Here is a 24,092-nt window from a genome sequence, read left to right as displayed (position 1 = left end):
CACATGCTCTACCGTCGTACATGTGTTCGATCGAACGTCTGATCGATCCTCCGCTCCGGAAGTCCGTTGTCGGTGGTCGTCTGTAGACATTCGTCTGACACAGACCACCCCCTTCCCCCGGAGGTCCCGATGAGCACGATGACCCTGAGCCCCGCCATCCAGACGCCGATGCGCCCTGCGCAGCACGGCGCCCGCAACCAGGTCCGCCTCACGCAGCGCGGCCGGCTGGTCGTCTTCGTCGCGGCGATGCTTTTCGTGCTCGCCGCCGCGGTCTTCCTCGGCACCTCGTCGATGGCCACCAACCACGCCGGCGTCGACCAGCCAACCCGCGCAGTGACGGTCCAGCCCGGCGACACGCTCTGGGCGATCGCCGCCGACGTGGCCGACGACGGCGAGGTGCGCGACATGGTGCACACCATCAAGCAGCTCAACGCGCTCGACTCCTCGATGCTGGTCGCCGGCCAGCAGATCTACGTCCCGCTCGACTGAGCCAGGACGCCACTGAAATTTCCGCAGGTCGCCTCGACCCCGGCCTGCGGATGGGGAAGACAAAGGGCGGGACTCCACCACGGAGGCCCGCCCTTTGCGCTCCCCGAACTCCCGAGACCCGACCCGAGAAACTGCTCGAAAACCTTTGCGACACGTTCGAACAGGTGTTTGAAGCCGTCGGGTTTTGGGGCTACGTTGAAAACCCACCAGGAACAGCACTGCGGAAGGCACCCCGATGGCATCGAAGGACAACGTCGCCGAGTTCCCCGACGGCCCCCCGGACGCAACGGGCCTCACCCCCCGCCAGCAGCGCATCCTGAACACGATCCGTGATTCCCTCGAGCGACGCGGCTACCCGCCGAGCATGCGCGAGATCGGCGAGGTGGTCGGGTTGACCAGCTCGTCCTCGGTCTCCCACCAGCTCAAGGTGCTCGAGGCCAAGGGCTTCATCAAGCGCGACCCCAACCGTCCTCGTGCCCTCGAGGTGTTCCTGCCCGAGGTGCTCGCCGCGCGCCGTTCGATCAGCGCGGCAGACGAGTCGCACATCGACGAGACCGGCATCGGTGACGCCATGCCGGCCGCCACCTACGTGCCGATGGTGGGCCGCATCGCCGCTGGTGGCCCGATCCTGGCCGAGGAGCGGGTCGAGGAGATCTTCCCGCTGCCCAAGACCCTGGTGGGCGAGGGCACCCTGTTCATGCTCGAGGTCTCCGGCGACTCGATGATCGACGCCGCCATCTGCAGCGGCGACTACGTCGTGGTCCGCCAGGAGCAGACCGCACGCAACGGCGAGATCGTGGCCGCTCTCATCGACGGCGAGGCCACCGTCAAGACCCTGCAGCGCAAGGACGGCCAGGTCTGGCTGATGCCGCACAACGACGCCTACGACCCGATCGACGGCACCAACGCCTCGATCCTCGGCATCGTCACCGCGGTCCTGCGCCGCGTCTGAACCAGCCACCACAAAGGCGTCGTACGTCGACCGCGCGGTCGTCGTACGACGCCTTTCGTGATTTCGTCGCACACCGCACGTTTCGTGACATAAAGTGTCCGCGGTTCCGGTCTCGGGACATCCAGATCGGCGGAGCTCTCCGCCACGTTTGTGTTCGGGGGAACCATGCGCGCACCACGCCTCTTCGCCACCCTTCTCGCCGCCAGTGTCGTGGGCAGCGGTCTCGTCGGCCTGGCCGGCGCCCCCGCCCAGGCGGAAGACCTGAACGCCACCCTGATCACGCCCACCACGGGTGACCAGGTCAGCGGCGACCTCTCGATCGAGGTGGCCCTGACCGGCACTGACAACGCCATGGTCACCTTCCGCTCCGGGGCCCAGACCAGGAAGCAGATGATCGCCGACTACACGAACGGTGATCCGGTCGACGGCGTGGCTCGCTGGACCCTGCCGAGCTTCGGCCTCGACGCCGGAACGGTCATCACGGTCGCCCCCTGTGGCACGAGCACACCGTCCACCTGCCTGAGCACGCCGACCGACACTGCCACCCTCGACGTCTCCAACCCCGTCACCTGGGACGCCCCTACCGAACCGGTCTTCGTCGACCTCCGATCCGAGGCCCTGCCAAGCGTGACCGTCCACGACGACGGACCGGGAGAGCTCAGCCTCCTCTGGGCGAACCAGGCCCAAGGGCCGGCGCTGGTTCGCGACCAGCCACGGCAGCTGACCGCGTCTCCCTACGCCGACGTCGCCTCCGGAGAGCTCGTCGTCCGCCGATGCATCCGTGACACCAGCGCCACGTTCTACAGCATGTGTGCGAACGAGAACGCCAGCGCCGCGCTGACCGCACGCCGCAACCTGGCCGTATCGGTCTACGACATCAACCCCTACATTCTGAGCCCCAACGGGGACGGACGACTCGACAGGGCGACGGCCACCGTCGAGACCGAGGGGCTCCCCGGTCAGGTCGCCACCTGGCAGCTGGAGACCATCGCTGGTGCCGTGCTGACCGACTCACAGCCGGTCACCCTGGACGCGAGTGGCGACGCCGAGATAACCGTCGATCCCACCGCCTTGGGCGTCACCCCGTCGACCGGGGATCACCGAATCCGGGTGACGACGAGCGCCTCCGATCATGGCCACGACTTCACCGGAGTTGCCTTCGTGGGGTTGGACATCGACGTGACCGCACCCAGCGTGACCAGCGTGTCTCGCAGTCTCACCGGCTTCTTCCCGTACGTCGACGGCTATCGCGACACAGTCACACTGAGGCCGACCATCGACCAAGAGTCCGAGGTCAGCACGATCCGGGTCGCGGTCCTCAATTCCGGTGGCACCGTCGTGCGCAATCTCCCCGCCAGCCCCTCTTGGTTCCGTTGGAACGGTCGCACAACCAGCGGAGCGTACGCCGTTGCGGGCACCTACCGATTCCGGATCACCCTCACCGACGAGCTCGGGAACTCGTCAGTCTTCATCGGCGCCCCGGTGGTGGTCTCGTCCAAGCGACTCATCCGCAAGCACTGGACGCGGACGGTGTCGGCTCAGGCATCCCTGAAGGACAACTGGTCAGGCAGGTGCTCCTCGTTGCGCAGGCCTGGCCTGCGCCGGATGACCGGCTCGGTGGGCTACTACAGCAAGTCGCGCTGCGTCGGCCGCACCCTCAACGACAGGACCGCGATCGGGCTGCACGGCGCCCTGATCCCGGGCGCCTTCAAGTACGAGGGATTCTCCGTCCAGGCCTACGGGGCGGCCGTGAACCCCTCGGCGGGGCATCGGGCCTCCCTGTGGCTGATCAACAACACCACAGCTGAGCCCATCACCGGACGAGCACTGTCCTCACGCCTCGGATGGCACCACGGCGGCACGGCCAGTGCCACGCGGATGCGCTATGGCAACGGTTACGTCTACTGGGTGGTGGCCACGGGGTACGGCCAGCGCTATGACGTGAAGTCCTACAAACTCTCGCTCTACTACTACGTGCTGGGCTGACCACAGCGACCTCCTACAGGACCTTGGTCGGAGGCCGCTACGACGTCAAGAAGTTCCTCATCAAGGTGTTCTACAAGGTCTTGCAATGAGGCCCGACCGCCCGCAGCGTGCCGCAAATCAATCGTGGGAGAATCGCCCAATGCTCCGGACCACAACGCTGACCCTGACCGCCGTGTGCGCCCTCGCCCTGGGCGGCCTGGCCGCCGTACCAGCGACGGGCAGCACCGACGGAGACCACGAGTTCACCTCGGCCGACGGCCAGCGCGTCGATGACTCCGAGCTCTCGACCGCGGCGCGGCTGGCCGGGCAGGCGACCGAGGAGGTCAAGGGCCTGCTCACCGAGGACCCGGCCGCCCGACTGACCGCCGGCGACCGGCTCTACTACGCCGACACCTTCGAGGGCTCCGGCGAAGAGGCCGGCAACGAACCGGTGGCCCGCGCCTCGGCGCCGCTGTCCCAGACGTTCCGGCTGCACTCGCGTCCCGGGTCGCGTCGCACGATCTACCTCGACTTCAACGGCGAGCAGGTCTGCGACTCCGAGTGGAGCGACGGTCTGCGTCCGCGCTGCTACGACGCCGCGGGTTTCGACACCGACGGCCGTTCCGGGTTCAGCGCCGGCGAGCTCCGGGCGATCCAGAGCACGTGGCGCCGGACCGCGGAGGACTACGCGCCGTTCCAGGTCGACGTCACCACCGAGCTTCCGGACGCGGGTGCGCTGACCCGCTCGGGCTCGGCCGATGCGACGTACGGCGTGCACGCGGTGATCACCCGCTCGACCACGGTCCGCAACCAGGTCTGCGGTGGCCCGGGCTGTGCCGGTGTCGCGTTCGTCGGAGTCTTTCCCTACGCGGCGGCCAACAACGCCCGCGTCTTCTGGGTCTTCCCGCGTGAGGTCGACAACCGTCCCCAGCAGATGGGCCTCGTGGTCGCCCACGAGGCCGGGCACACCCTGGGGCTGAGCCACGACGGCAAGAACGGCGACGCCTACTACTCCGGCCACGGCATCTGGGCTCCGATCATGGGCTCCTCGATGCGCCCGCTCACCCAGTGGAGCCGTGGCGAGTACACCGGCGCCACCGAACGCGAGAACGACCTCTCCGTGATGCGTGCCTACGGGGCCCCGTACCGCGCGGACGACCACGCCTACCGGCTGAGCCGAGCCACCGTGCTGCGCGCCGGTGTCGCCCGACCCGGAGTGATCGGCAAGCGCAACGACACCGACGTGTTCCGCCTGCGTACGACGTGCCGCGCCCGGCTGAGCGTCCAGGTCGCCAACGCGCCGTACAGCCCGAACCTCGACGTGTCGCTGACCCTGCTCAACCGCAGTGGCCGGGTGCTGGCGCGACGCAACCCACTGTCGGCGGCCTCGGGCTCGCCGACCGGCCTCGACGCGACCTACCTCGCCACCCGGGCAGCCGGCACCTACTACGTGCGGGTCGACGGCGTCGGGGCACGCGATCCGCGCAGCACCGGCTACAGCGACTACGGCAGCCTGGGCAACTACCGCGTGAAGTTCCGCTCGCGTTGCGGCGTGCGCTGAGCTGAGTCTGGGCTCAGTCGGCCGCGAGGCGCTTGAGCGCGTTGCGGGCGATCTGCGGGTCGGTGGTCGCCCACATGGGTGGAAGGCTGGCCTTGAGGAAGTTGCCGTAGCGCGCGGTCACCAGCCGCGGGTCGAGTACGGCGACCACGCCCCGGTCGGTGTGGGTGCGGATCAACCGGCCCGAGCCCTGCGCCAGCAGCAGTGCCGCATGTGTCGCGGCGACCTGCATGAACCCGTTGCCTCCTGACCGGTCGGCGGCCTTCTGGCGCGCCGACATCAGCGGGTCGTCGGGACGCGGGAACGGGATGCGGTCGATCAGCACGAGCTGGCACGTGTCGCCGGGGACGTCGAGGCCCTGCCAGAGGCTCAACGTGCCGAACAGGCAGGTGTGCGGGTCGGCGACGAACTGCTTCTGCAGCTCGGCCAGCTGGGCCTCGCCCTGGGCAAGCGTGGTCAGGTGCGGCAGCCTCTTGCGGACCTCTTCGGCTGCGGCCTCGGCGGCCCGCTTGCTGGAGAACAAGCCGAGGGTGCGGCCGTCGGCGGCGTCGATCAGGTCGACGATCTCGTCGAGCTGGGCCTTGCCCAGGCCGTCGCGCCCGGGCGGCGGCAGGTGGCGGGCGACGTAGAGGATCGCCTGTTGGCCGTAGTTGAACGGCGAGCCGACGTCGATGCCGCGCCAGGGCAGCACCTCGTCGGTGCGTTCGACGACCTCGGTGGACGCGATGCGCTCGGTGGGCTTGAGACCCAGTGAGGAGGCGACGGTGGTGAAGTCGCCCCCCAACATCAGCGTGGCGGACGTGAAGACCACGGTCTTGTCGGTGAGCAGCTTGTCGCGCATCGGACCCCACACCTGGAGCGGTGCCACGCACAGCTGCGGCCCGCCGCGTTGCGGCTCGCGGTCGTTGCGCCACAGCACGTCGGACTCGAGGTCGGCGGCCATGCGTTCGGCGGTGGCGAAGATCTCCTGCACGCCGGCCTTGGCCTGGTTCTTGCCGGGGTCGGGGTCGTCGGACTCCTTGGGCATCGCGCCCAGGCACGCCCGCGCCCCGTCGCGCAACAGCACCAAGGCGTCGGCGAGCTGCTCGTCGACGCGGTCGATGCGCCCGGCCTCGGTGCGTTCGAGGGCGTCCTTCAACGCCCCGGCAGCGTCGTCGAGCTCGTTGGCCTCGTCGCCGTCGACGTACCGCTGGGCACGTCGCGCGGCCCGCTCGACGTCACTGACACTCAGCTCGTCGGTGGCTGCCTGCGTGACGCGGGCGGTCACCTCGTGGGCCTCGTCGACCACGACCACGTCGTAGTCGGGGATCATCGGGACGCCTTCGATGGCGTCGATGGCCAACAGGCTGTGGTTGGTCACGATCAGCTGGCTCTGCGCGGCCCGGTCGCGCGCAGCCTCGGCGAAGCACTCCTCCCCGAAGGGGCACTTCGCGCGACTGAGGCACTCGCGGGCGCTGACCGCGACCTGGCGCCAGACCTTCTCGGTGTGGCGGGGCGCGTTGTCCTTCTCGCCGGTGCCGCCGGACTTCGCCTCCTCCTCGGCCCACTCGCGCAGCTTGATGACCTCGGCGCCCATCGACCCGGTGGGCAACTCGACCAGGGCGCCCTGGTCGTCGGGCGCGCCCTCGCGCACCCGGTGGAGGCAGGCGTAGTTGGAGCGGCCCTTGAGGACGGCGTACGACGTGTCGATGCCGGGCTTGGCCTTCAGCGCATCGACCAGCCGCGGGATGTCGCGCTCGACGAGCTGGTGCTGCAGCGCGAGGGTCGCCGTGGCGACCACCACGCGCTTCTTGTGGAGCAGGCTCGGCACCAGGTAGGCCAGCGACTTTCCGGTGCCGGTGCCCGCCTGGACGAGCAGGTGCTCGTCGTCGGCCATCGCCCGGGCGACGGCCTCGGCCATCTGCACCTGGCCCGGGCGCTCCTGACCGCCGAGTGCCTCGACGGCTTCACCGAGGAGGGCGGCAACGGGGGTCAGGGAATCGGGGCTTTCAGGCACCCGGAAACCCTAACCGCCGGCACCGACAAGGGTCGGACGACGGCTCTGTCGGTCGCTTCACCACGAACCGCTCGTCCCTCGCTCCCGTGCCTCAGACGACGGCGCCGGAGTCCTGTGCATCGCGGACCTTGCGCTCCTTCTTCTCACGCGAGAACGGCGCGACCTTCTGCAGCAGGATCAGTGCCGGGGTCGCGGAGAAGACGGACGAGTAGGTACCGATGATCAGGCCGAGGAGCAGTGCGATCGCGAAGTCCTGCAGCGAATCGCCACCGAGCACCGCCAGGGCACCGAGGATGAACATGGCGCCGAGACCGGTGTTGATCGTGCGCGGCATGGTCTCGATGCAGGCCGTGTTGCTGACCTCGGCGAAGGTGCCTGTTCTGGTGCCCTGCCATCGTTCTCGAATGCGGTCGAAGACGACCACGGTGTCGTTGACCGACAGTCCGACGATGGTCAACGCGGAGGCCAGGAAGATGCCGTCGATCGGCTTGTCGAGCCAGGCGAAGATGCCGGTCACGATCAGCACGTCGTGGAACATCGCGCCCACCGCCGAGACGGCAAAGGTCCAGTGGAACCGGAACGCGAGGTAGATCATCTGCGCGATCAGCGCGATGAAGAAGGCCAGCAACGCCTTCTCCTTCAGCTCGTTGCCGAGGCTGGCGGCCACCGTGTCGTCACTGAACTGGGTGGTCTTGCCGGCCTCTGCGGTGAGGCCCTTCTCGATCTCGGCCTTCGTCGCGTCGTCGATGTCGCCGGCACGGATCGAGACCCGCTCGACGTCGTCGCTGCCCTTGACGATCTGTACGACGGCCTCGGGCACTCCCGCGTCGGCCACGATCTCACGAGCCGTGTCGGCCGAGATCGGCTTCGCCGTGGTGTATTCCATGGAACGACCGCCGGTGAACTCCAGGCCGTAGTTGAGCCCGTGCCCGAAGATGCCGACCAGGGCGAGGACCAGCGCGGCACCGGAGATGCCGAGCCAGATCTTGCCCTTGGCCATGATGTTCGGGTTCTTCTTGGTAAGCCAGGTGCGGGCCCGTCCGACGTTCGCCAGACCGGTGATCCGCGGGCGCCTGGCAACGGCCTTGGTCGAGACGCCGATCTCGGTGAGCACGCGGGCGATCACCAGCGCGGAGACCATCGAGGCGATGACACCGATCGACAGGGTGACACCGAAGCCCTTGACCGAGCCGGAGGCCAGCAGGAAGAGCAGCGCAGCGGCCAGCAAGGTCGTGACGTTGGAGTCGATGATCGCGGTCCACGCCTTGTTGAAGCCGATCTGGAGGGCACGTCTCATGCCCGCCTTCGGATTCTCGGCGTACTCCTCCCTCGCTCTCTCGAAGACCAGCACGTTGGCGTCGATCGCGAGGCCGATGGCCAGCACGAAGCCGGCGAGGCCGGGCAGCGTCAGCGTCGAGCCGAGCGCCAGCAGCATCGCGTAAGAGAGGACGGCGTACGACGTCAGCGCGATCGCCGCGAGCGCACCGACAAGGCGGTAGACGATGATGATGAAGAGGCCGGTGATGATCAGGCCGATGATGCCGGCCTCGGCGGAGGCGTCGATCGCCGCGTCACCGAGGGTCGGGCCGACGGTGCTCTGCGAGATGATCTTGACCGGAACGGGCAGGGCGCCGCCCTCGATCAGGATGGAGAGATCCTTGGCGGCCTTGTTGGAGAAGTTGCCGGTGATGTCGGTCTTGCCGCCCGTGATCCCCACGTTGCACTGGATGTCTTCGTTCACCTGAGGCGACGAGATGATCTTGCCGTCGAGCACGATGGCGATGCGACGCTTGGGGTCACCAGACGGGTTGCATGCCGCCTTGCCCGTGATTTCCCCGTATGCCTTGCCGCCACGGTCGTCGAAGTCGATGCTGACCGACCAGCCGACAGCGTTCTGGGCCTGGGTCGGAGTCGCGCCCTCGATGTCCGAGCCCTGAAGGGCGGCGGGGCCGAGTTCGAGGACCGATGAGTTGTCCTCATCGGGAAGGACTATGTCGCCCTTCTTGGTGGGCTTGGCATCAGGAGATGCTGCCGCTGCGACAACGGGATGCATGCTCAGCTGGGCGGTCTTGCCGATCGCCGCGACCGCACGCTTGGGGTCCTGCAGGTCGGGCAGCTCGACGAGAATGCGGTCGTCGCCGACCCGGGTCAGCGTCGGCTCCGAGACACCGAGAGCGTCGACACGACCACGCAGGATCTCGATCGCACGGTCGACGGACTCTGCGTCGGCCTTGACCTGGTCCGTGCTCTCGGCCTGCAGCATGATCTGCGTGCCGCCGCGAAGGTCGAGCCCGAGACGAGGCTCCTTGTTGAGGGCCAGTGCGACGCATCCGGCGAGAAGGCCGATGACGAGCAGGAGGCGAATGAGCGCACCACGTGACATGAGCGACATCTTCCCCCACACCTCCAAGCGGCCACGAATCGCCCTCTGAACGTGACCCGCTCGTGATCTCCGGGTTGATGCCTACGGGAGCCGGGCGACGACCAGGTCACCGAAGGCGCGATGCCCGTCACGAGTCAGGTGCAGGCCGCCATCGAGGTAGGCGAGATCGGCGTCGATCATCGACACGTAAGGCACGTGCGCACGAGCTGCCTCCGAGGCCAGGACGGAGTCCACGTGTGCCGCTCCGGGCATGCGGTCGGGCGCCGGAACCGGGCCGACGATCACCACGCGGACGCCCTTGAGCACGCCCAGGACCCGGCGTACGCCGGTGCGCAGGGCGGTCTCCGACGAGTGGACGTCGTTGAGCCCGCCCTCGAGGATGACGAGGTCGGCTCCCCCACGCACTGCGCGCGCGGCACGGTCGGCGTACGACACCCGCCCGCACGGGCTGGCGTGGGCGCTGAAACCGGACCCGGAGAAGCCGTGGACGTGCACCTCGCCGGGCAGCTCCCGGGGCCAGGCCCGCGCCGCGTCCTCCAGGCCGAGGCCGACGGAGTAGGAGTCACCGATCACGACCACACGCTGGCCGCGGCCGGTGACGATCTGCTGCCGGTTGAGCGACTCGGCCGCGAACCGCTCGCACTTCGGCACGTCCTCACCTGTCGCCCGCTCGACGAGCGCGTACGACAACGCCGACACGAGCAGCACAGCGAGCAGTACGCCGACCCGGGCCGGCCACCGCGACACCAACGAAATCCCCACGTGCTCATTCTCCGTCGGAGGTGCTCGTTCGACCAATCAGACGGCGTACGCCGCCAGCTCGCCCGCGAGGTCCTCGTGGGCGCGGCCCTTGACCAGGGTGCCCTCGGCGGTGTGCTCGAGGGTCTCGATCTCGCCGCGCTGGTGCAACCGGTTGATCAGGTCGCCGCGCTCGTAGGGCAGCAACGCCGTGAACTCCACGCCCGGACGGGGCAGCTCGGCCTCAACCAGGGCCAGTGCCTCGGCGATGCCCTCGCCGGTCTTCGCGCTGACCACGACCGAGTGCTTCTCGCGCTGGCGCAGCCGGGCCAGCACCATCGGATCGGCGGCGTCGGCCTTGTTGATCACGATCAGCTCGGGGACCTTGCTGGCGTCGATGTCGGCCAACACCTCGCGCACCGCGGCGATCTGGCCCTCCGGGTCGGGGTGCGACCCGTCGACCACGTGCAGGATCAGGTCGGAGTCGGCGACCTCCTCCAGCGTCGAGCGGAACGCCTCGACCAGCTGGTGCGGGAGGTGCCGGACGAAGCCGACGGTGTCGCTCATCGTGTAGATGCGGCCGTCCGCGGTCGTCGTACGGCGGGTGGTCGGGTCGAGGGTGGCGAACAGCGAGTCCTCGACCAGCACACCGGCGTCGGTCAGCTTGTTGAGCAGCGACGACTTGCCGGCGTTGGTGTAGCCCGCGATCGCCACCGAAGGGATCGCGTGGCGCTGGCGCTCGGCGCGCTTGGTGTCGCGGGTGCCCTTCATCGCCTTCAGCTCGCGGCGGAGCTTGGCGATCTTGGTGTTGATGCGGCGCCGGTCGGTCTCGATCTTGGTCTCACCGGGGCCACGGCCACCGATGCCGCCGCCGTCGGCGCCGACCCGCCCACCGGCCTGGCGGGAGAGGTTGCCACCCCAACCACGGAGGCGCTGCTTCATGTAGCTGAGCTGCGCCAGCTCGACCTGCGCCTGGCCCTCTCGAGACTTGGCGTGCTGGGCGAAGATGTCGAGGATCAGGGCGGTGCGGTCGATCGCCTTGACCTTGAGCTTGTCTTCGAGGTTGCGCAGCTGGCTGGGCGCCAGGTCACCGTCGAGGATGACCGTGTCGGCGCCGTTGGCGGCCACGATCTCGCGCAGGCCCTCGACCTTGCCGCGGCCGATGTAGGTCGCCGGGTCGGGCTTCTGACGACGCTGGTAGACGTTGTCGAGCACCTCGGAGCCGGCGGTCTCGGCGAGCAGGGCCAGCTCGGCCATGGAGTTCTCGGCGTCCTCGATGCTGCCCTCGGTCCAGACACCGACCAGGACGACGCGCTCGAGGCGCAGCTGGCGGTATTCGACCTCGGTGATGTCCTCGAGCTCGGTGCGCAGTCCGGCGACCCGGCGCAGCGCGTGACGCTCGGCCAAGTCCTGCTCGCCGGTAGTCAGCTCTTCGGGGTCGGGACCCTCCGTCGAGACGAGCTCGTCGGCCCCTTCATCGGCGTAGCCCGACTCGAAGTCGTCGTCGTCCCAGGTGTCGGTCTCGGCGAGCTCGGCGTCGAGGGAGAAGTCTTCAGATGCGTTCGTCATATGCCTTCAAGAGTAGGCCGCTCCCCCACGCCGTGCGAGCGAGTTTCAGTTCTGATGTCCGCTCAGCGGTCGCGGTTGATGCGCTCCGCGAGCTCCTCGGCCGAGTCCTTGGTGAAACCGCCGCTGATCTGGGTGCCGTCGTCGAGCTGCTTCCCGCACTCGACCTGGACGACCGGGGCGGAGACGATCTCGTCGTCGATCACGATCGCGATCTGGTTCGCAGGAGGTTCGGCGCAGGCCGCCGTAGCCGTGAGCTCACCGAACTTCTGGTCGCCCTGGTGGTTGAAGTCGAGCATGATCAGCCAGTCCACGGAGTTGTCCGGAATCTCCGCCCTGGCGCTTGAGATGTCGTTCGCGACCAGCTCGGGTGGGCCCAGCTCGAGGATCTGCTTGCGGTCCGGATCCTCGAGAACGACGCCGCCCTGGCGGCTCGGCTCGGCATTGACTCCGGACGCGATCGCGACCACCGGATGGATGCTGAGCTTTGCCGGCTTCGCGGCCGACGAGGTCGACACCTTCGCGCGGTCGTCGCTGTCGTCGTCGTTGCAGCCCGTGAGTACGACGAGCAGCAGCACGCCGAGGCAGGTCCCGAGACGGCGCGTCACTTGGGAGGCATCCTGATGCCGCCGTCGACGCGGATGACCTCGCCGTTCATGTAGGAGTTCGTCACGCACTCGACCACCATGCTGGCAAGCTCGTCGGGCACGCCGAGCCGCTTGGGGAACAGCACGCTCTCGCCGAGCTTGGCCTTGAACGCCTCGGACTCGGGGCCCTCGCCGTAGATCGGGGTGTCGATCAGGCCGGGCGCCACCGTGTTGACGCGGATGCCCGAGGACGACAGGTCGCGGGCGATCGGAAGGGTCATGCCGACGATGCCGCCCTTGGAGGCGCTGTACGACGCCTGCCCGATCTGGCCGTCGAACGCGGCGACCGAGGCCATGTTGACCACCACACCGCGCTGGCCGTCGGCGTCGGGGTCGTTGCGGCTCATCGCCGTGGCGGCCAGACGTAGCGCGTCGAAGCTGCCGATCAGGTTGATCGCGATCACCTTGCTGAAGGCACCCAGGTCGTGGGCGGAGTCGAACTCGCCGTCGCGACCGATGGTGCGCTGGGCCCACCCGATGCCGGCCGAGTTGACCAGCACCTTGAGGGGTCCGAGCTCACCGGCGGCCTCGACCGCCTGCTTGATCTGCTCGGTGTCGGTGACGTCGACCGTGACGAACGCGCCGCCCACCTCGTCGGCGAGGGCCTGGCCCTTGTCGGCCTGCAGGTCCGCGACCACCACCTTCGCGCCCCGCGCGGCCAGCTGCCGCACCACGGCCGCGCCGATGCCCGAGGCGCCGCCGGTGACGATTGCACTTGCTCCTGTGATGTCCATGGGTCCGATCGTAGAAGAACGGCCGTGGCGTTCTCCGGCCGTTCATTCGCCGGACCACCCCCGTTGGTTGTAGTTTCTCCTCACTGTTCCCTGTCGAAAGTCCCCGTCGAAAGTTGGCCCACGCATGACTTCTGCTCAGTTGCACGACTACTGGGACGGGTTCTACGACAGCGTGGCCTCCGGTGGCGTCCCCGGCGAGCCCTCGGCCTTCGCCCGGTGGGCGCACGAGCGGATCGCCCCCGGCGCCCCGGTCGTGGAGCTCGGCTTCGGTACGGCGCGCGACGCGTTCTTCTTCGCGAACAGCGCGCACCCGATCCGCGCCTACGACTTCGCGGAGGCCGCCGTACGCCATGCGCGCGAGCGTGCCGCTTCCGAGGCGCTCGACGCCGAGTTCGACGTACTCGACCTCTACGACGCCGACTCCGTCCTGTCTGCCGCAGCACAGCTGTCCGCGCTGACCGAGCCGGTGGTCTACGGGCGCTTCCTGATCCACTCGCTGGAGGACCACGGCCGCACCAACCTGCTCGACCTGGCCGCCAAGGCGCTGGCCGGCGGCGGCGAGCTGCTGCTCGAGTTCCGCACCGGGCTCGATGCCGGCGGCACCCACCTCTTCGGCGACGACCACTTCCGGATCTACCTCGACCCCGACCACGTGGCCGGGGAGATCGTGGCGCGCGGCGGCACGATCACGCACCACGAGGCGGGGCACGGGCTCGCGGTCTACAAGACCGAGGACCCCCACGTGGCGCGTCTGGCTGCCACCTTCAGCTGAGCCTCGCCAACGCGGCGGCCACCTTCGCGTCGTCGCGGTCCATGGCCGGGACGAGCAGCTCGGAGACGACGTCGACGACCTCCGCGAGGCGACGGTTGACCATGCGGCACTCCTGTACCTCGTCCTCGAGGGCGACCACGCGCCGGGTCAGCGCGGCGATCTGTGCACCGGCGGTCCCTTCGGGTTCGGTCTTGCTTTTCCTTCTCATTCGTTCCACCTCACGACCAGTCGACACACATCAGGATCTTCGTTGCGGAAGCGGGCCAGCCCGCGCCCTTCCACGCGTTCGACGACGCGCCCGCCGCGCGACTCGATCTCGCCGACGACGACGTCGGGGTCGAGGTGGCGGCGCCGGGGCCGACGGAAGACGGTCGGCTCTCCCCTGCTCCGGTGGGTCCGGAACTCCAGGAACGTCCGTCCGCCTCTTCGCTGTGCCATCGACGCCAGCAACCAGAGGTCGCGGCGGCTCTGCAGTGGCAGTCCGTCGATCAGGAACCGGGCGCAGAGGTGCGCGGGTGTGTCGGCGAAGGCCAGCCGTGAGCCGGCGATCAGCACCGACCGCGGGCTGTTCAGGTTGAGCGCGCCGAACGTGGCGGACGCCCCGTGCTGGTCAGCCAGGCTCCTGGCCCGTTCGATCGCGCCGGGTGCGAAGTCGAGGCCGGTGACCCGGAAGCCCCGGCCGGCGAACCACACCGAGTCCCTGCCGTTGCCCTGGCCCACGTCGACGACGGTGGCACCGGGCGGCAGCCGCTCGGCGACCCACTCCGCGAAGGCCGACTGCTCCTGCGGCACCCGGTCGGCGTTGGCCGAGCGGTAGAACTCATTCCAGACCCGGCGGCCCCGACGCGCGCCCTGCCAGTAGCCGGCCATGTGACGCGTGATGTCGACCGGGTGCTCGTAGCGGAACGACGGGTCCGGCACTCGCCACCCGGATCCGTAGATCACCTCGAGCAGCTCCTCGGGCCTGGCCGGCGCCACCACCTCGAGGCCCTCCAGCGTCACTGTCGAGGTGGGCAGCAGCGCCGAGCGGTCCAGGTCGCCGCGCACGTTGGGCAGCATGTGCAGCCGTCCGCCGAAGTGGTAGGCACCGAACACGTCGATGCCGACGCGTTGTCCGTCGGGCAGGTGCGCCCAGATCTTGAAGTCGTCGGCCGACATCCGGGCGATCTCGTAGCCGAGCGAGGCCAGCACCCGCTGTGCGGCCCGGGACTCCCGCGCGATGTCGAAGGGATGCGTGTGCCGGCTCAGGTAGGAGACGTCGGCGTCGGAGTCATGGCCGATCAGCCGCCCCTCACGCACTGCACCGAGCAGGCACCCGAAGCTGAGGAACGCCTCGAGGCCGGCCTTCTCGCGCAGCCCGGCCAGCACCTGTCGGACCACCTCCACGAGCTGGCGCCGTGACTCCGGGCTGGCCGAGGCGAAGCTGGCCTGGAGCCGGCCGCCCTTGTCGACGACCAACGGTTGACCGGCACCGTCGCGCACGGACACCCGGTCGCCGGACGCGCCGAAGGTGACCTCCTCGTCGTACGCCGCGACGGCGGAGCCGATCGGTCGCACCGTCACCCGCGCCACGCCGTCGAGGAAGGAAAGCAATGCGGCCGGCCAGGGCACCACCCAGCCGTCCGCCTCCTCCGCGCCGTCACGGGCGGGGTGGAACGACCACACCCGGACACCGTCGAAGAGGACGTCCATGGCCTGGAGCGTCGGGTCGAGGCGGATGCCGTCACGCGACACGTTCCATCCACGCTCCATGTGACCCTCCCGGTCGTCAGGGAGAAGCGTAGGGACCGCCGCTCACCGGCGGGCGCGAATCGCCGGAACCGCGGGCGCCCGGTTGAGGGTGCCGGGTTCAGAGGGAGGTGACGCCCTCGGCGACGAGCACGGCCGGGCCGGTCATCAGGACGCGGTCATCCCGGGTCCACGTGATGCTGAGGGACCCGCCCGGCACGTCCACGGTGTACGGCGTACCGCGCTCGGCGCCGTCGGCCTGCGCGGCGGCCACCATGACCGCGCAGGCACCGGTGCCGCACGACCGGGTCTCACCGGAGCCGCGCTCGTGCACGCGCATCGCGACGTGCTGCTCCCCGCGGCGTACGACGAACTCGACGTTGACGCCCTGCGGATAGACGGCGTGGTCGTAGTCCGGCTCGTCGAACAGGCGGCCGGCGTCATCGAGGGAGTCGACGAACGTGACCGCGTGGGGGTTGCCCATGTCGACGTTGACCGCGGCCCACGTGTGCTCCCCGACGGTGACCTTGGAGTCGGAGCCGAAGGTCGGCGTGCCCATGTCGACGGTGATCTGGTCGGCGCCGTCGAAGGTGATCGTCTTGATGCCGTCGCGGGTGGCCACCGGCAACGGGTCGCGCGGGTCGACCGATGCGTGGGTGGCGAGGTAGAGCGCGAAGACGCGGATGCCGTTGCCGCACATCTCCGAGAGCGAGCCGTCGGAGTTGCGGTAGTCCATGAACCAACGCGCCTGCCCGCGGGCGGCCACGGCAGCCGGGTCGTCGGTGGCATCGGTGCGGACCACCCGGATCACCCCGTCGCCGCCGATGCCGGCTCGGCGGTCGCACAGTCGGGCAACCTGCTCGGCGGTCAGCTCAAGGGTTCCGTTGGCGTCGGGCAGCAGCACGAAGTCGTTCTCGGTGCCGTGGCCCTTCACGAAGGCGTAGTCAGTCACCCGACCATCATCCCATCCCGGTCAGCGCACGACGCGGTAGCGCCCACACATGAACGCACGGTTCTGCGCGACCTCCAGCAGCTCGAGGTCGAGTGCCCGCGGCAGCAGTGGCGCGCCGGAGCCGAGCGTCACCGGGGCGTACTGCACCCAGACCTCGTCAAGCAGCCCCGCGTCGGCGAACTGGCCGACGAGGTCACCGCCGCCGACCAGCCAGATGTTCCTGCCGTCGGCCACCTCGGTGATCTCCGCGTGCACCGCGCGGACGTCGTCCTGGGTGAAGCGGACGTCACCGCCACCGTTCTTGGCCGGCAGCTCGCGGTGGGTGAAGACCCACGTCGGGCTGGTGTAGTCCCAGGTCTCGTGGTTCGTGACGATCCATTCGTACGTCGTCGCGCCCATCACCAGCGCGCCCTTCTCGGCACCGAAGGCCGGGTAGGCCATCGGGCCCTCCATGTCGATGTCCTGCTTGAGGAGCCAGGCGAGGGAGTTGTCGTCAGTCGCGATGAAGCCGTCGAGGCTGCTTGCCGTGTAGTACTGGGTCACCATGACGCCAGTCTGCCTGTGTCACGACCCGGATGTCTTGATCAATCTTGCTGCCCGATCGCGGCCAGCACCCTCTCCACGAGGTCCGGCGCATCCCACGGCACCCAGGTGACGCGCGGGTCCTTGCGGAACCACTGGTCCTGGCGCCGGGCGAACCTGCGGGTGGCCACCCGGGTCGACTCCTTGGCCTGCTGGAGGGTGAGCTCGCCGTCGAGGTGCCGGATCACTTCGGGGTAGCCGATCGCCCGCGACGCGGTGACCGCGTCACGCAGCCCGCGCTCGCACAGGGCGGCCACCTCGTCCACGAACCCGTCGTCGAACATCTGGTCCACGCGTTGCCCGATGCGCAGGTCGAGGGTCGACCGGTCGATGTCGACGCCGATCTGGTGGGCGCCGTCCATCACGTAGTGCAGCGTGGGCAGGCCCGCGCCGTACGGCTTGCCAGTGAGCGTGATGACCTCGAGCGCGCGCACGATGCGGCGACCGTTGCCGGGGAGAATCCCCTGTGCTGCTTGGGGATCGAGCTCCTGAAGTCGCTTGTGCAACGCTCCGGACCCCTTGGCCTCGAGCTCCTCCTCGAGTGCGCGTCGTACGACGGGGTCGGTGCCGGGGAATTCGAAGCTGTCGAGGATCGCCCGGGTGTAGAGCGCGGAACCGCCGACCAGGATCGGCGCGACCCCGCGCCCCCGCAGGTCAGTGATGGTGTCGCGGGCCAGTCGCTGGAAGTCAGCCACGGTGGCGATCTGGTCGATGTCGAGGAAGTCGAGGAGGTGGTGCGTGATGCCACGGCGCTCGTCGTACGGCAGCTTGGCGGTGCCGATGTCCATGCCCCGATAGACCTGCATCGCGTCGGTGTTGACCACTTCGCCCCCGAGCCGCTCAGCGAGATCCAGGGAGAGACCGGTCTTCCCGGCTGCAGTTGCGCCCACGATTGCGACAACTGGGGGTGAGTGGTCCGGCGACATGGGGCTAGTCTTTCAAACGAATCTCTCGGGTCGCGGCAAGTGCGGCCACAGCAACCGAACGGAGCAGGACATGGGTTTCCTGGACAAGCTCAAGGGCAAGGCATCCGACGCTGTCGACAAGCACGGCGACAAGGTCTCCGACGGCCTCGACAAGGCCAAGGACTTCATCGACGACAAGACCGGCGGCAAGCTGGGCGACAAGGGCGACGCCGCGGTCGACAAGGCCAAGGACGCCCTCGACGGCCTCGACGGAAAGAACGACGACATCAAGTGATGGTCGCCCCGGCCTTCGGCTGAGACTCTGCTGAACGTCTTCGCGGGCCCGGTGCCAAAACGGCACCGGGCCCGTTGACATTTCACGACCGATCGTGTGTGGATTGAGAGGACAAGTCGGGACAACCGACCCAACCTCACTCGGGAGATGGTTCAGGTGACGGAACAGCTAGGAAACCTCGGCGGCCAGGCCGGCGAAGCAGCCAACAAGTACGGGGATCAGATCGGAGACCTGGCCGAGAAGGCCGGCGACTTCATCGACGACAAGACCGGCGGCAAGTACACCGAGCAGATCGACGCGGGCGTCGACAAGGTGAGGGAAAGCCTCGGTGGACAAGGCGACGAGGGCGGGGCATCGCCCGCCGATGCGCCCTCCGACCAAGCCTCCTCCGAAGGCGGCGCCGAGTCCGAGGGCGGCGACTCCGGCGGCCTCGGCGACTCCGGCACCAGCGAATCCGAGTCCGGCACAGGAATCCCCTCCGAGAGCGGACAGCCCGAAGGCGGCGACTCCGGCGGCCTCGGCGACTCCGGCACCAGCGAAGGCGGTCAGCCCGAGGGCGGCGAGTCCGGCGGCTTCGGCGACTCCGGCACCAGCGAATCCGAGTCCGGCACAGAAATCCCCTCCGAAGGCGGACAGCCCGAAGGCGGCGACTCCGGCGGCCTCGGCGACTCCGGCACCAGCGAAGGCGGCGAGACCGGCGGCTTCGGTGACTCCAGCTCCTCCGAGTCCGAGTCCGGCGCAGGAGTCCCCTCCGAGAGCGGACAGCCCGAAGGCGGCGAGACCGGCGGCTTCGGCGACTCCGGCACCAGCGAGAGCGGACAGCCCGAAGGCGGCGGGACCGGCGGTTTCGGCGACTCCGGCACCAGCGAGAGCGGACAGCCCGAAGGCGGCGAGACCGGCGGCTTCGGCGACTCCGGCACCAGCGAAGGCGGTCAGCCCGAGGGCGGCGAGTCCCCGACGTACGGCTGAACCACTCACACCAGCACCGGCCCGTCACGAACCTTCCTCGTGGCGGGCCGGTGTTGCGTCCGACCCGAGCAAGGCAACCCCTAGGCTCACCGGCATGACTGATTGTTTCGTGGTGGTGCCCGCGTCGTACGTCTTCCTGCTCCGCGAGGGCGAGCACGGCACCGAGGTGCTGCTGCAGTGGCGGCAGAACACCGGCTACATGGACCAACGCTGGGCGGCGGCCGCCGCCGGCCACGTCGAGAAGGGCGAGACCGCGTTCCAGGCCGCCCAACGGGAGGCGACCGAGGAGATCGGCGTCACCGACATCGCCCTCGAGTTCCTCACGTCGATGCATCGCACCCAGGGCGGCGAACCGATCGACGAGCGCATCGACTTCTTCTTCACCGCCCGCACCTGGTCGGGCGAGCCGACGATCATCGAACCGCTCAAGTGCGGTGAGATCCGCTGGTTCCCGTTGGCGGACCTGCCCGACGAGGTGGTGCCCCACGAGTTGCAGGTGCTCCGCGGGCTCGGCTCCGGCGACGTGCCGCCGTACACCACCCACGGGTTCTCCGTCAGGTGATGCAGGCATCACCTGCGCATCGTTAGGGTCGAGGCACAGGCCGAACCAGCGAGAGGAACGCACATGTCAGAGTCCGAAGAGCAGGCCGCGCCCGAGACCGAGGAAACCGCCCAGGGCACGGAGGAGGGCACGGGGGACGGCACGAGCGACGTCGGCGCGATGCCCGAGGCAACCACCGAGGAGCCCGAGGTCTACCCCGGCGGTGCGGACTCCATCGAGGGGCCGGAGCACGGCGACACCCCCGGAGACCCGGTGCCCCGCGACCTCGATCCGGAGGACAACCCGGCGATCGGCGAGGACGAGGTCCCCGACGAGATCAAGCAGCTGGACGACAAGCAGCAGGAGCCCGACGAGGGCACCTCCGGCGAGGACGACACTCCCCCGGAGCCCTCCGCCTGAGCGGGCTGGCTGAACGGGCTGGCTGAACGGGCTGGCATCTGACAAGGATGCGATTTGCAGTCATCAGGTGACTTCAGATCGCATCCTTGTCGCTTCAGCACCGTGCTGCACGGCGATCTGCGCTCACGGGACTGGTTGTCCACAGGCCAGTCGAGCGGGACTGGCAAAGGCGTCCAGCACGATCGACGATCGAGCGCATGGAAAGACTCGCTGAACTGCTGCGTGATCAGGATGGTGTGGTCAGTCGACGCCAGGCCCTCGATCGCGGCGTCACCGACAACGACCTACGGCGGCTGGTGCGCAACCGCCTCCTCACGCCCGTGCATCCGGGCGTGTACGTCGACCACACGGGGCCCATGACCTGGCACCAGAAGGCCTGGGCCGCAGTCCTCTACTCGTGGCCGGCCGCGCTGTCCCACGACTCGGCCCTGCGCGCCGCTCAAGGACCCGGGCGTCGCACCGACTCCCACGGCCCCAGAGCCGATCAGCCTGCCCACAGCACCGACGCACCGATCCACGTGGTGATCGCGGCGCGGCGCAAGGTGTCGACCCAGCCCGGCATCGTGATCCACCGGATGACCGGCCTCTCCTCGCGCGTGCAGTGGAACCGGTCGCCACCCCGCCTGAGAATCGAAGAGGCCGCGATCGACCTCGCCGCCGAGGCATGCACCGAGTTCGACGCGGTCGCCGTGCTCGCGGGCATCGTCTCCTCGCGTCAGTCCACGCCACCTCGGCTGCTCGAGGCACTCGACGGCCGCACGCGCATCGCGCGACGTGAGTTCCTGCACGACGTGCTGCAGGACGTGGCTGCCGGAACGTGCTCGGTGCTCGAGCACGGCTACCTCACTCGAGTCGAACGACCGCACGGCCTCCCGATCGCCGTCCGCCAGGCCGTGGACCTCTCCCGCGGCACGCTCTATCGCGACGTGCTCTACAAGGACTACGGCCAGGTGGTCGAGCTCGACGGGCGCATCTTCCACTCCGGTGCCCGCAACAGGGACCACGACCTGGACCGTGATCTCGATGCCGCAGCCGACGGTCTGGGCGGTGTGCGACTCGGGTGGGGCCAGGTCTTCGACCGGGCCTGTCGCACCGCCGCGAAGTTGGGAGCGATCCTGCAGCGTCAGGGCTGGCCCGGCGACGTGCGCCGGTGCCCCGAATGCGGCGCGGCCAGCACGCGACTGCTGCCCCCGGGCGCGTGATCGGATCAACGTGGAAGATCCCAGTCACCCGATGACTGCGATGCTCCGCGTTGTCCGATCGGTCACGAGATCGAGCAGCCAGGTGCGTCAGTCAGCGGCGCGGGAGCCCCGATCGACGGCATGCCGAGGCCCACACCGGTCGGTGCAGCGGAGCGCCCCTCCCACGCGTCGCCGGCGCGGGTTCGACGCACGGACAGCACCGGGCCGTCCGCGATGAGGTGGTGCGGTGCCGCCTGGGTGAGGGTCACGGTCACCATGTCGCCGGGGCGGACACCCTCAGCGGCCTCGGGGTTGAAGTGGACGAGCCGGTTGTCAGGACCCCGACCGGAGAGCCGGTGCGTGGCGGCGTCCTTGCGGCCCTCGCCCTCGGAGACCATCAGCTCGACGGTGCGGCCGACCAGCGCCTTGTTCTCCTGCCAGGCGATGTCGTTGACCACCGCGACGAGGCGCTGGTAGCGATCCGCCACGACCTCCGGTGAGATCTGGTCGTCGAGCGTGGCGGCGGGAGTGCCCGGGCGCTTGGAGTACTGGAAGGTGAACGCGCCGGAGAACCGGGCCTCGCGCACGACGTGCATCGTCTCGAGGAAGTCCTCCTCGGTCTCGCCGGGGAAGCCGACGATGATGTCGGTGGTGATCGCCGCGTCGGGCATCGCCGCACGGACCCGCTCGATGATGCCGAGGAACTTCTTCTGCCGGTAGGAACGACGCATCTCCTTCAAGACACGATCGGAGCCGGACTGCAGCGGCATGTGCAGCTGGGGCATCACGTTGGGCGTCTCGGCCATCGCCTCGATGACGTCGTCGGTGAACTCGGCCGGGTGCGGCGAGGTGAAGCGCACCCGCTCGAGTCCCTCGATCTCGCCGCAGGCACGCAGCAGCTTGGAGAACGCCTGGCGGTCGCCGAACTCGACGCCGTACGCATTGACGTTCTGGCCGAGGAGGGTGATCTCGGTGACGCCGTCGGCGACCAGCGCCTCGACCTCGGCCAGGATCTCGCCGGGGCGGCGGTCCTTCTCCTTGCCGCGCAGCGCCGGCACGATGCAGAACGTGCAGGTGTTGTTGCAGCCGACCGAGATCGACACCCAGGCGGCGTACGCCGAGTCGCGCTTGGTCGGCAACGTGGAGGGGAACACCTCGAGGGACTCGAGGATCTCGACCTGCGCCTCCTGCTGCACCCGGGCCCGCTCGAGCAGCACCGGCAGCGAGCCGATGTTGTGGGTGCCGAACACGACGTCGACGTACGGCGCCTTCTCGGTGATCGTGGCGCGGTCCTTCTGGGCCAGGCAGCCACCGACCGCGATCTGCATGTCGGGATTCTTCGCCTTGATCGGCGCCAGGTGCGACAGGTTGCCGTAGAGCTTGTTGTCGGCGTTCTCGCGCACGGCACACGTGTTGAAGACGACGACGTCGGCCTGCTCACCCTCCGGAGCGGCGGCGTACCCCGCGGTCTCGAGCAGGCCGGTCAGTCGCTCGGAGTCGTGGACGTTCATCTGGCACCCGTAGGTGCGGACCTCATACGTGCGTGCGCTCATAACGGGTCAAGGGTACGGCGGCAAGCGTGGCGGCACCCAAAGCACAGTGGATCGCCCAGAGCGAGTCGGCCAGAGTGGATCGGTCAGAAGGGCGCGATCTTGGCCGCCGGCGTGAAGATCTCGTCCAGGGCGGCGAGGTCGTCGAGGCTCGGCACCCATCCACCCGCGCGAGCGTTCTGACGGACCTGTTCGGGCGTGGTCGCTCCGGCGATGACCGAGGCGACCGGGTCCTGGGCCAGCAGCCACGAGAACGCCACGGTCACCTCGTCGAGATCGCGCTCGGCGGCGTAGGCACCGAACGCCTTCAGCTGCGCGTAGTCGGCGTTCTCCAGCACGGCGGGGCGACTCGCCAGCCGGGACCCCTCCGGCACCGAGCCGTCGGAGTACTTCCCGGTGAGCAGGCCGTTGGCCAGCGGGAAGAACGGCAGGACGCCCAGGCCGTAGGCGCGTGACGCCGGCAGCACCTCGAGCTCGGCGCGACGATCGAGCAGGTTGTAGTGGTTCTGCGCCGAGACGAAGCGCTCGGCCCCGAGCTCCCTCGCCACGAACTCGGCCTCGGCGATCTGCCACCCGGCCCGGTTGGAGTGCCCGAGGTAGCGAACCTTGCCGGACTTCACCAAGGTGTCGAGCGCGGCCAGCGTCTCGTCGATCGGGGTCAACGGGTCGGGGGTGTGGAACTGGTAGAGGTCGATGTAGTCGGTGCCGAGCCGGCGCAGGGAGGCCTCGACCGCCTGGATCACGTAGCGCCGCGAGCCGCGCGCACCGAAGTCCGGGCCGTTGGCACCGCGGGCGTCCATGCCGAACTTGGTGGCCACGACCACCTCGTCGCGCCGGCCGCCCAGCGCCTTGCCGAGCCGGGTCTCGGACAGTCCACCCTCCGCGCCGTACGAGTCGGCGGTGTCGAAGAACGTCACCCCCGAGTCGAGGGCGGCACCGATCAACGCGTCGGTGCCTTCCTGGGTGTACGTCGCGGTGTTCTCGCGCCCGAGGTTGTTGCAGCCCAGGCCGATGGCGGAGACCACCAGACCCGAGTCGCCGAGACGGTGGTGGCTCATGTCGCTCATGCTCAGATGCTAGTCACACCTCTCGCGCGAGACACGATTCGGTCTCAGTCTCCACAGGCGCGCGAAGTTGTGGCCGCGACCGCCCGGAAACCGCTACGTTAC

The 24,092-nt window shown here is 69.0% G+C and carries 23 protein-coding genes; 10 read left to right on the top strand and 13 right to left on the bottom strand.

All coding sequences use genetic code 11. From position 1 onward, the window contains the following. Positions 1 to 129 precede the first annotated feature (129 nt). From ASD66_RS19455 to ASD66_RS19440, 4 genes are all read left to right on the top strand, one after another. Positions 130 to 489, top strand: a complete 360-nt coding sequence (locus ASD66_RS19455) for a LysM peptidoglycan-binding domain-containing protein (protein WP_056891926.1) — start codon at positions 130 to 132, stop codon at positions 487 to 489. Positions 490 to 724: 235 nt separating this feature from the next. Next, complete coding sequence (gene lexA / locus ASD66_RS19450) at positions 725 to 1,441, top strand: transcriptional repressor LexA (RefSeq protein WP_056682055.1); 717 nt, start codon at positions 725 to 727, stop codon at positions 1,439 to 1,441. 165 nt (positions 1,442 to 1,606) lie between these two features. Further along, on the top strand, positions 1,607 to 3,427 hold the full coding sequence (locus ASD66_RS19445) for a FlgD immunoglobulin-like domain containing protein (RefSeq protein ID WP_056891925.1): 1,821 nt from the start codon (positions 1,607 to 1,609) through the stop codon (positions 3,425 to 3,427). 139 nt (positions 3,428 to 3,566) lie between these two features. Further along, complete coding sequence (locus ASD66_RS19440) at positions 3,567 to 4,967, top strand: zinc-dependent metalloprotease family protein (RefSeq protein WP_056682060.1); 1,401 nt, start codon at positions 3,567 to 3,569, stop codon at positions 4,965 to 4,967. Between the two features lie 13 nt (positions 4,968 to 4,980). On the opposite strand, the gene ASD66_RS19435 is transcribed toward ASD66_RS19440, so the two are convergent. From ASD66_RS19435 to ASD66_RS19410, 6 genes are all read right to left on the bottom strand, one after another. Next, a complete protein-coding gene (locus ASD66_RS19435) occupies positions 4,981 to 6,960 on the bottom strand; it encodes an ATP-dependent DNA helicase (protein WP_056682063.1) in 1,980 nt (659 codons plus the stop codon). Positions 6,961 to 7,051: 91 nt separating this feature from the next. Then, a complete protein-coding gene (secD, locus tag ASD66_RS19430) occupies positions 7,052 to 9,343 on the bottom strand; it encodes a protein translocase subunit SecD (RefSeq protein ID WP_056892338.1) in 2,292 nt (763 codons plus the stop codon). 81 nt (positions 9,344 to 9,424) lie between these two features. Next, entirely contained in the window at positions 9,425 to 10,105 is a 681-nt protein-coding gene (locus ASD66_RS19425; protein WP_156388797.1) for an SGNH/GDSL hydrolase family protein, read from the bottom strand. A gap of 36 nt (positions 10,106 to 10,141) precedes the next feature. Further along, a complete protein-coding gene (gene hflX, locus ASD66_RS19420; protein ID WP_056682069.1) occupies positions 10,142 to 11,650 on the bottom strand; it encodes a GTPase HflX in 1,509 nt (502 codons plus the stop codon). 62 nt (positions 11,651 to 11,712) lie between these two features. Beyond that, the gene (locus tag ASD66_RS19415; RefSeq protein WP_056891923.1) at positions 11,713 to 12,255 is read right to left on the bottom strand and encodes a SecDF P1 head subdomain-containing protein; all 543 of its coding nucleotides are present in this window, start codon (positions 12,253 to 12,255) and stop codon (positions 11,713 to 11,715) included. After that, positions 12,252 to 13,028, bottom strand: coding sequence for an SDR family NAD(P)-dependent oxidoreductase (locus tag ASD66_RS19410; RefSeq protein ID WP_056891922.1), 777 nt, complete (start codon positions 13,026 to 13,028; stop codon positions 12,252 to 12,254). Before ASD66_RS19410 ends, ASD66_RS19415 begins: the two co-directional genes overlap by 4 nt. Before the next feature lie 124 nt (positions 13,029 to 13,152). Here ASD66_RS19410 and ASD66_RS19405 point away from each other — a divergent pair, with 124 nt between their 5' ends. Further along, the gene (locus ASD66_RS19405) at positions 13,153 to 13,800 is read left to right on the top strand and encodes a class I SAM-dependent methyltransferase (RefSeq protein WP_156388796.1); all 648 of its coding nucleotides are present in this window, start codon (positions 13,153 to 13,155) and stop codon (positions 13,798 to 13,800) included. Here the strand turns inward: ASD66_RS19405 and ASD66_RS19400 are convergent. The 5 genes from ASD66_RS19400 to miaA form a co-directional block, all read right to left on the bottom strand. Continuing rightward, positions 13,793 to 14,008: a DUF6752 domain-containing protein gene (locus ASD66_RS19400; RefSeq protein ID WP_056891920.1), complete on the bottom strand. Its 216-nt coding sequence runs from the start codon at positions 14,006 to 14,008 to the stop codon at positions 13,793 to 13,795. The genes ASD66_RS19405 and ASD66_RS19400 overlap by 8 nt on opposite strands. After that, positions 14,005 to 15,552: a class I SAM-dependent methyltransferase gene (locus tag ASD66_RS19395; RefSeq protein WP_056891919.1), complete on the bottom strand. Its 1,548-nt coding sequence runs from the start codon at positions 15,550 to 15,552 to the stop codon at positions 14,005 to 14,007. Before ASD66_RS19395 ends, ASD66_RS19400 begins: the two co-directional genes overlap by 4 nt. 97 nt (positions 15,553 to 15,649) lie before the next feature. Beyond that, positions 15,650 to 16,480 carry a diaminopimelate epimerase gene (gene dapF, locus ASD66_RS19390; RefSeq protein WP_056891918.1) on the bottom strand — a complete coding sequence of 277 codons (831 nt, stop codon included), beginning with the start codon at positions 16,478 to 16,480 and terminating at the stop codon, positions 15,650 to 15,652. Positions 16,481 to 16,501: 21 nt separating this feature from the next. Further along, entirely contained in the window at positions 16,502 to 17,026 is a 525-nt protein-coding gene (locus ASD66_RS19385) for a dihydrofolate reductase family protein (protein ID WP_056891917.1), read from the bottom strand. A 38-nt stretch (positions 17,027 to 17,064) separates the two neighbouring features. Beyond that, positions 17,065 to 17,988, bottom strand: a complete 924-nt coding sequence (gene miaA, locus ASD66_RS19380) for a tRNA (adenosine(37)-N6)-dimethylallyltransferase MiaA (RefSeq protein ID WP_056891916.1) — start codon at positions 17,986 to 17,988, stop codon at positions 17,065 to 17,067. Between the two features lie 70 nt (positions 17,989 to 18,058). Here miaA and ASD66_RS19375 point away from each other — a divergent pair, with 70 nt between their 5' ends. From ASD66_RS19375 to ASD66_RS19355, 5 genes are all read left to right on the top strand, one after another. Then, complete coding sequence (locus ASD66_RS19375; RefSeq protein ID WP_056682099.1) at positions 18,059 to 18,262, top strand: antitoxin; 204 nt, start codon at positions 18,059 to 18,061, stop codon at positions 18,260 to 18,262. Positions 18,263 to 18,409: 147 nt separating this feature from the next. Further along, complete coding sequence (locus tag ASD66_RS19370; protein ID WP_056891915.1) at positions 18,410 to 19,231, top strand: antitoxin; 822 nt, start codon at positions 18,410 to 18,412, stop codon at positions 19,229 to 19,231. A 94-nt stretch (positions 19,232 to 19,325) separates the two neighbouring features. Next, complete coding sequence (locus tag ASD66_RS19365) at positions 19,326 to 19,793, top strand: NUDIX hydrolase (protein ID WP_056891914.1); 468 nt, start codon at positions 19,326 to 19,328, stop codon at positions 19,791 to 19,793. Positions 19,794 to 19,856: 63 nt separating this feature from the next. Then, on the top strand, positions 19,857 to 20,192 hold the full coding sequence (locus ASD66_RS19360) for a hypothetical protein (RefSeq protein ID WP_056891913.1): 336 nt from the start codon (positions 19,857 to 19,859) through the stop codon (positions 20,190 to 20,192). 197 nt (positions 20,193 to 20,389) lie between these two features. Then, positions 20,390 to 21,394: a type IV toxin-antitoxin system AbiEi family antitoxin domain-containing protein gene (locus ASD66_RS19355; protein ID WP_056891912.1), complete on the top strand. Its 1,005-nt coding sequence runs from the start codon at positions 20,390 to 20,392 to the stop codon at positions 21,392 to 21,394. 62 nt (positions 21,395 to 21,456) lie between these two features. On the opposite strand, the gene miaB is transcribed toward ASD66_RS19355, so the two are convergent. Then, positions 21,457 to 22,926 carry a tRNA (N6-isopentenyl adenosine(37)-C2)-methylthiotransferase MiaB gene (gene miaB, locus ASD66_RS19350; protein WP_056891911.1) on the bottom strand — a complete coding sequence of 490 codons (1,470 nt, stop codon included), beginning with the start codon at positions 22,924 to 22,926 and terminating at the stop codon, positions 21,457 to 21,459. Between the two features lie 83 nt (positions 22,927 to 23,009). Further along, on the bottom strand, positions 23,010 to 23,990 hold the full coding sequence (locus tag ASD66_RS19345) for an aldo/keto reductase (RefSeq protein ID WP_200950130.1): 981 nt from the start codon (positions 23,988 to 23,990) through the stop codon (positions 23,010 to 23,012). Between the last annotated feature and the right edge of the window lie 102 nt (positions 23,991 to 24,092).

The organism is Nocardioides sp. Root151 (assembly GCF_001427925.1).
GTDB lineage: Bacteria > Actinomycetota > Actinomycetes > Propionibacteriales > Nocardioidaceae > Nocardioides.
This window is presented reverse-complemented; position numbering and strand designations above follow the sequence as displayed.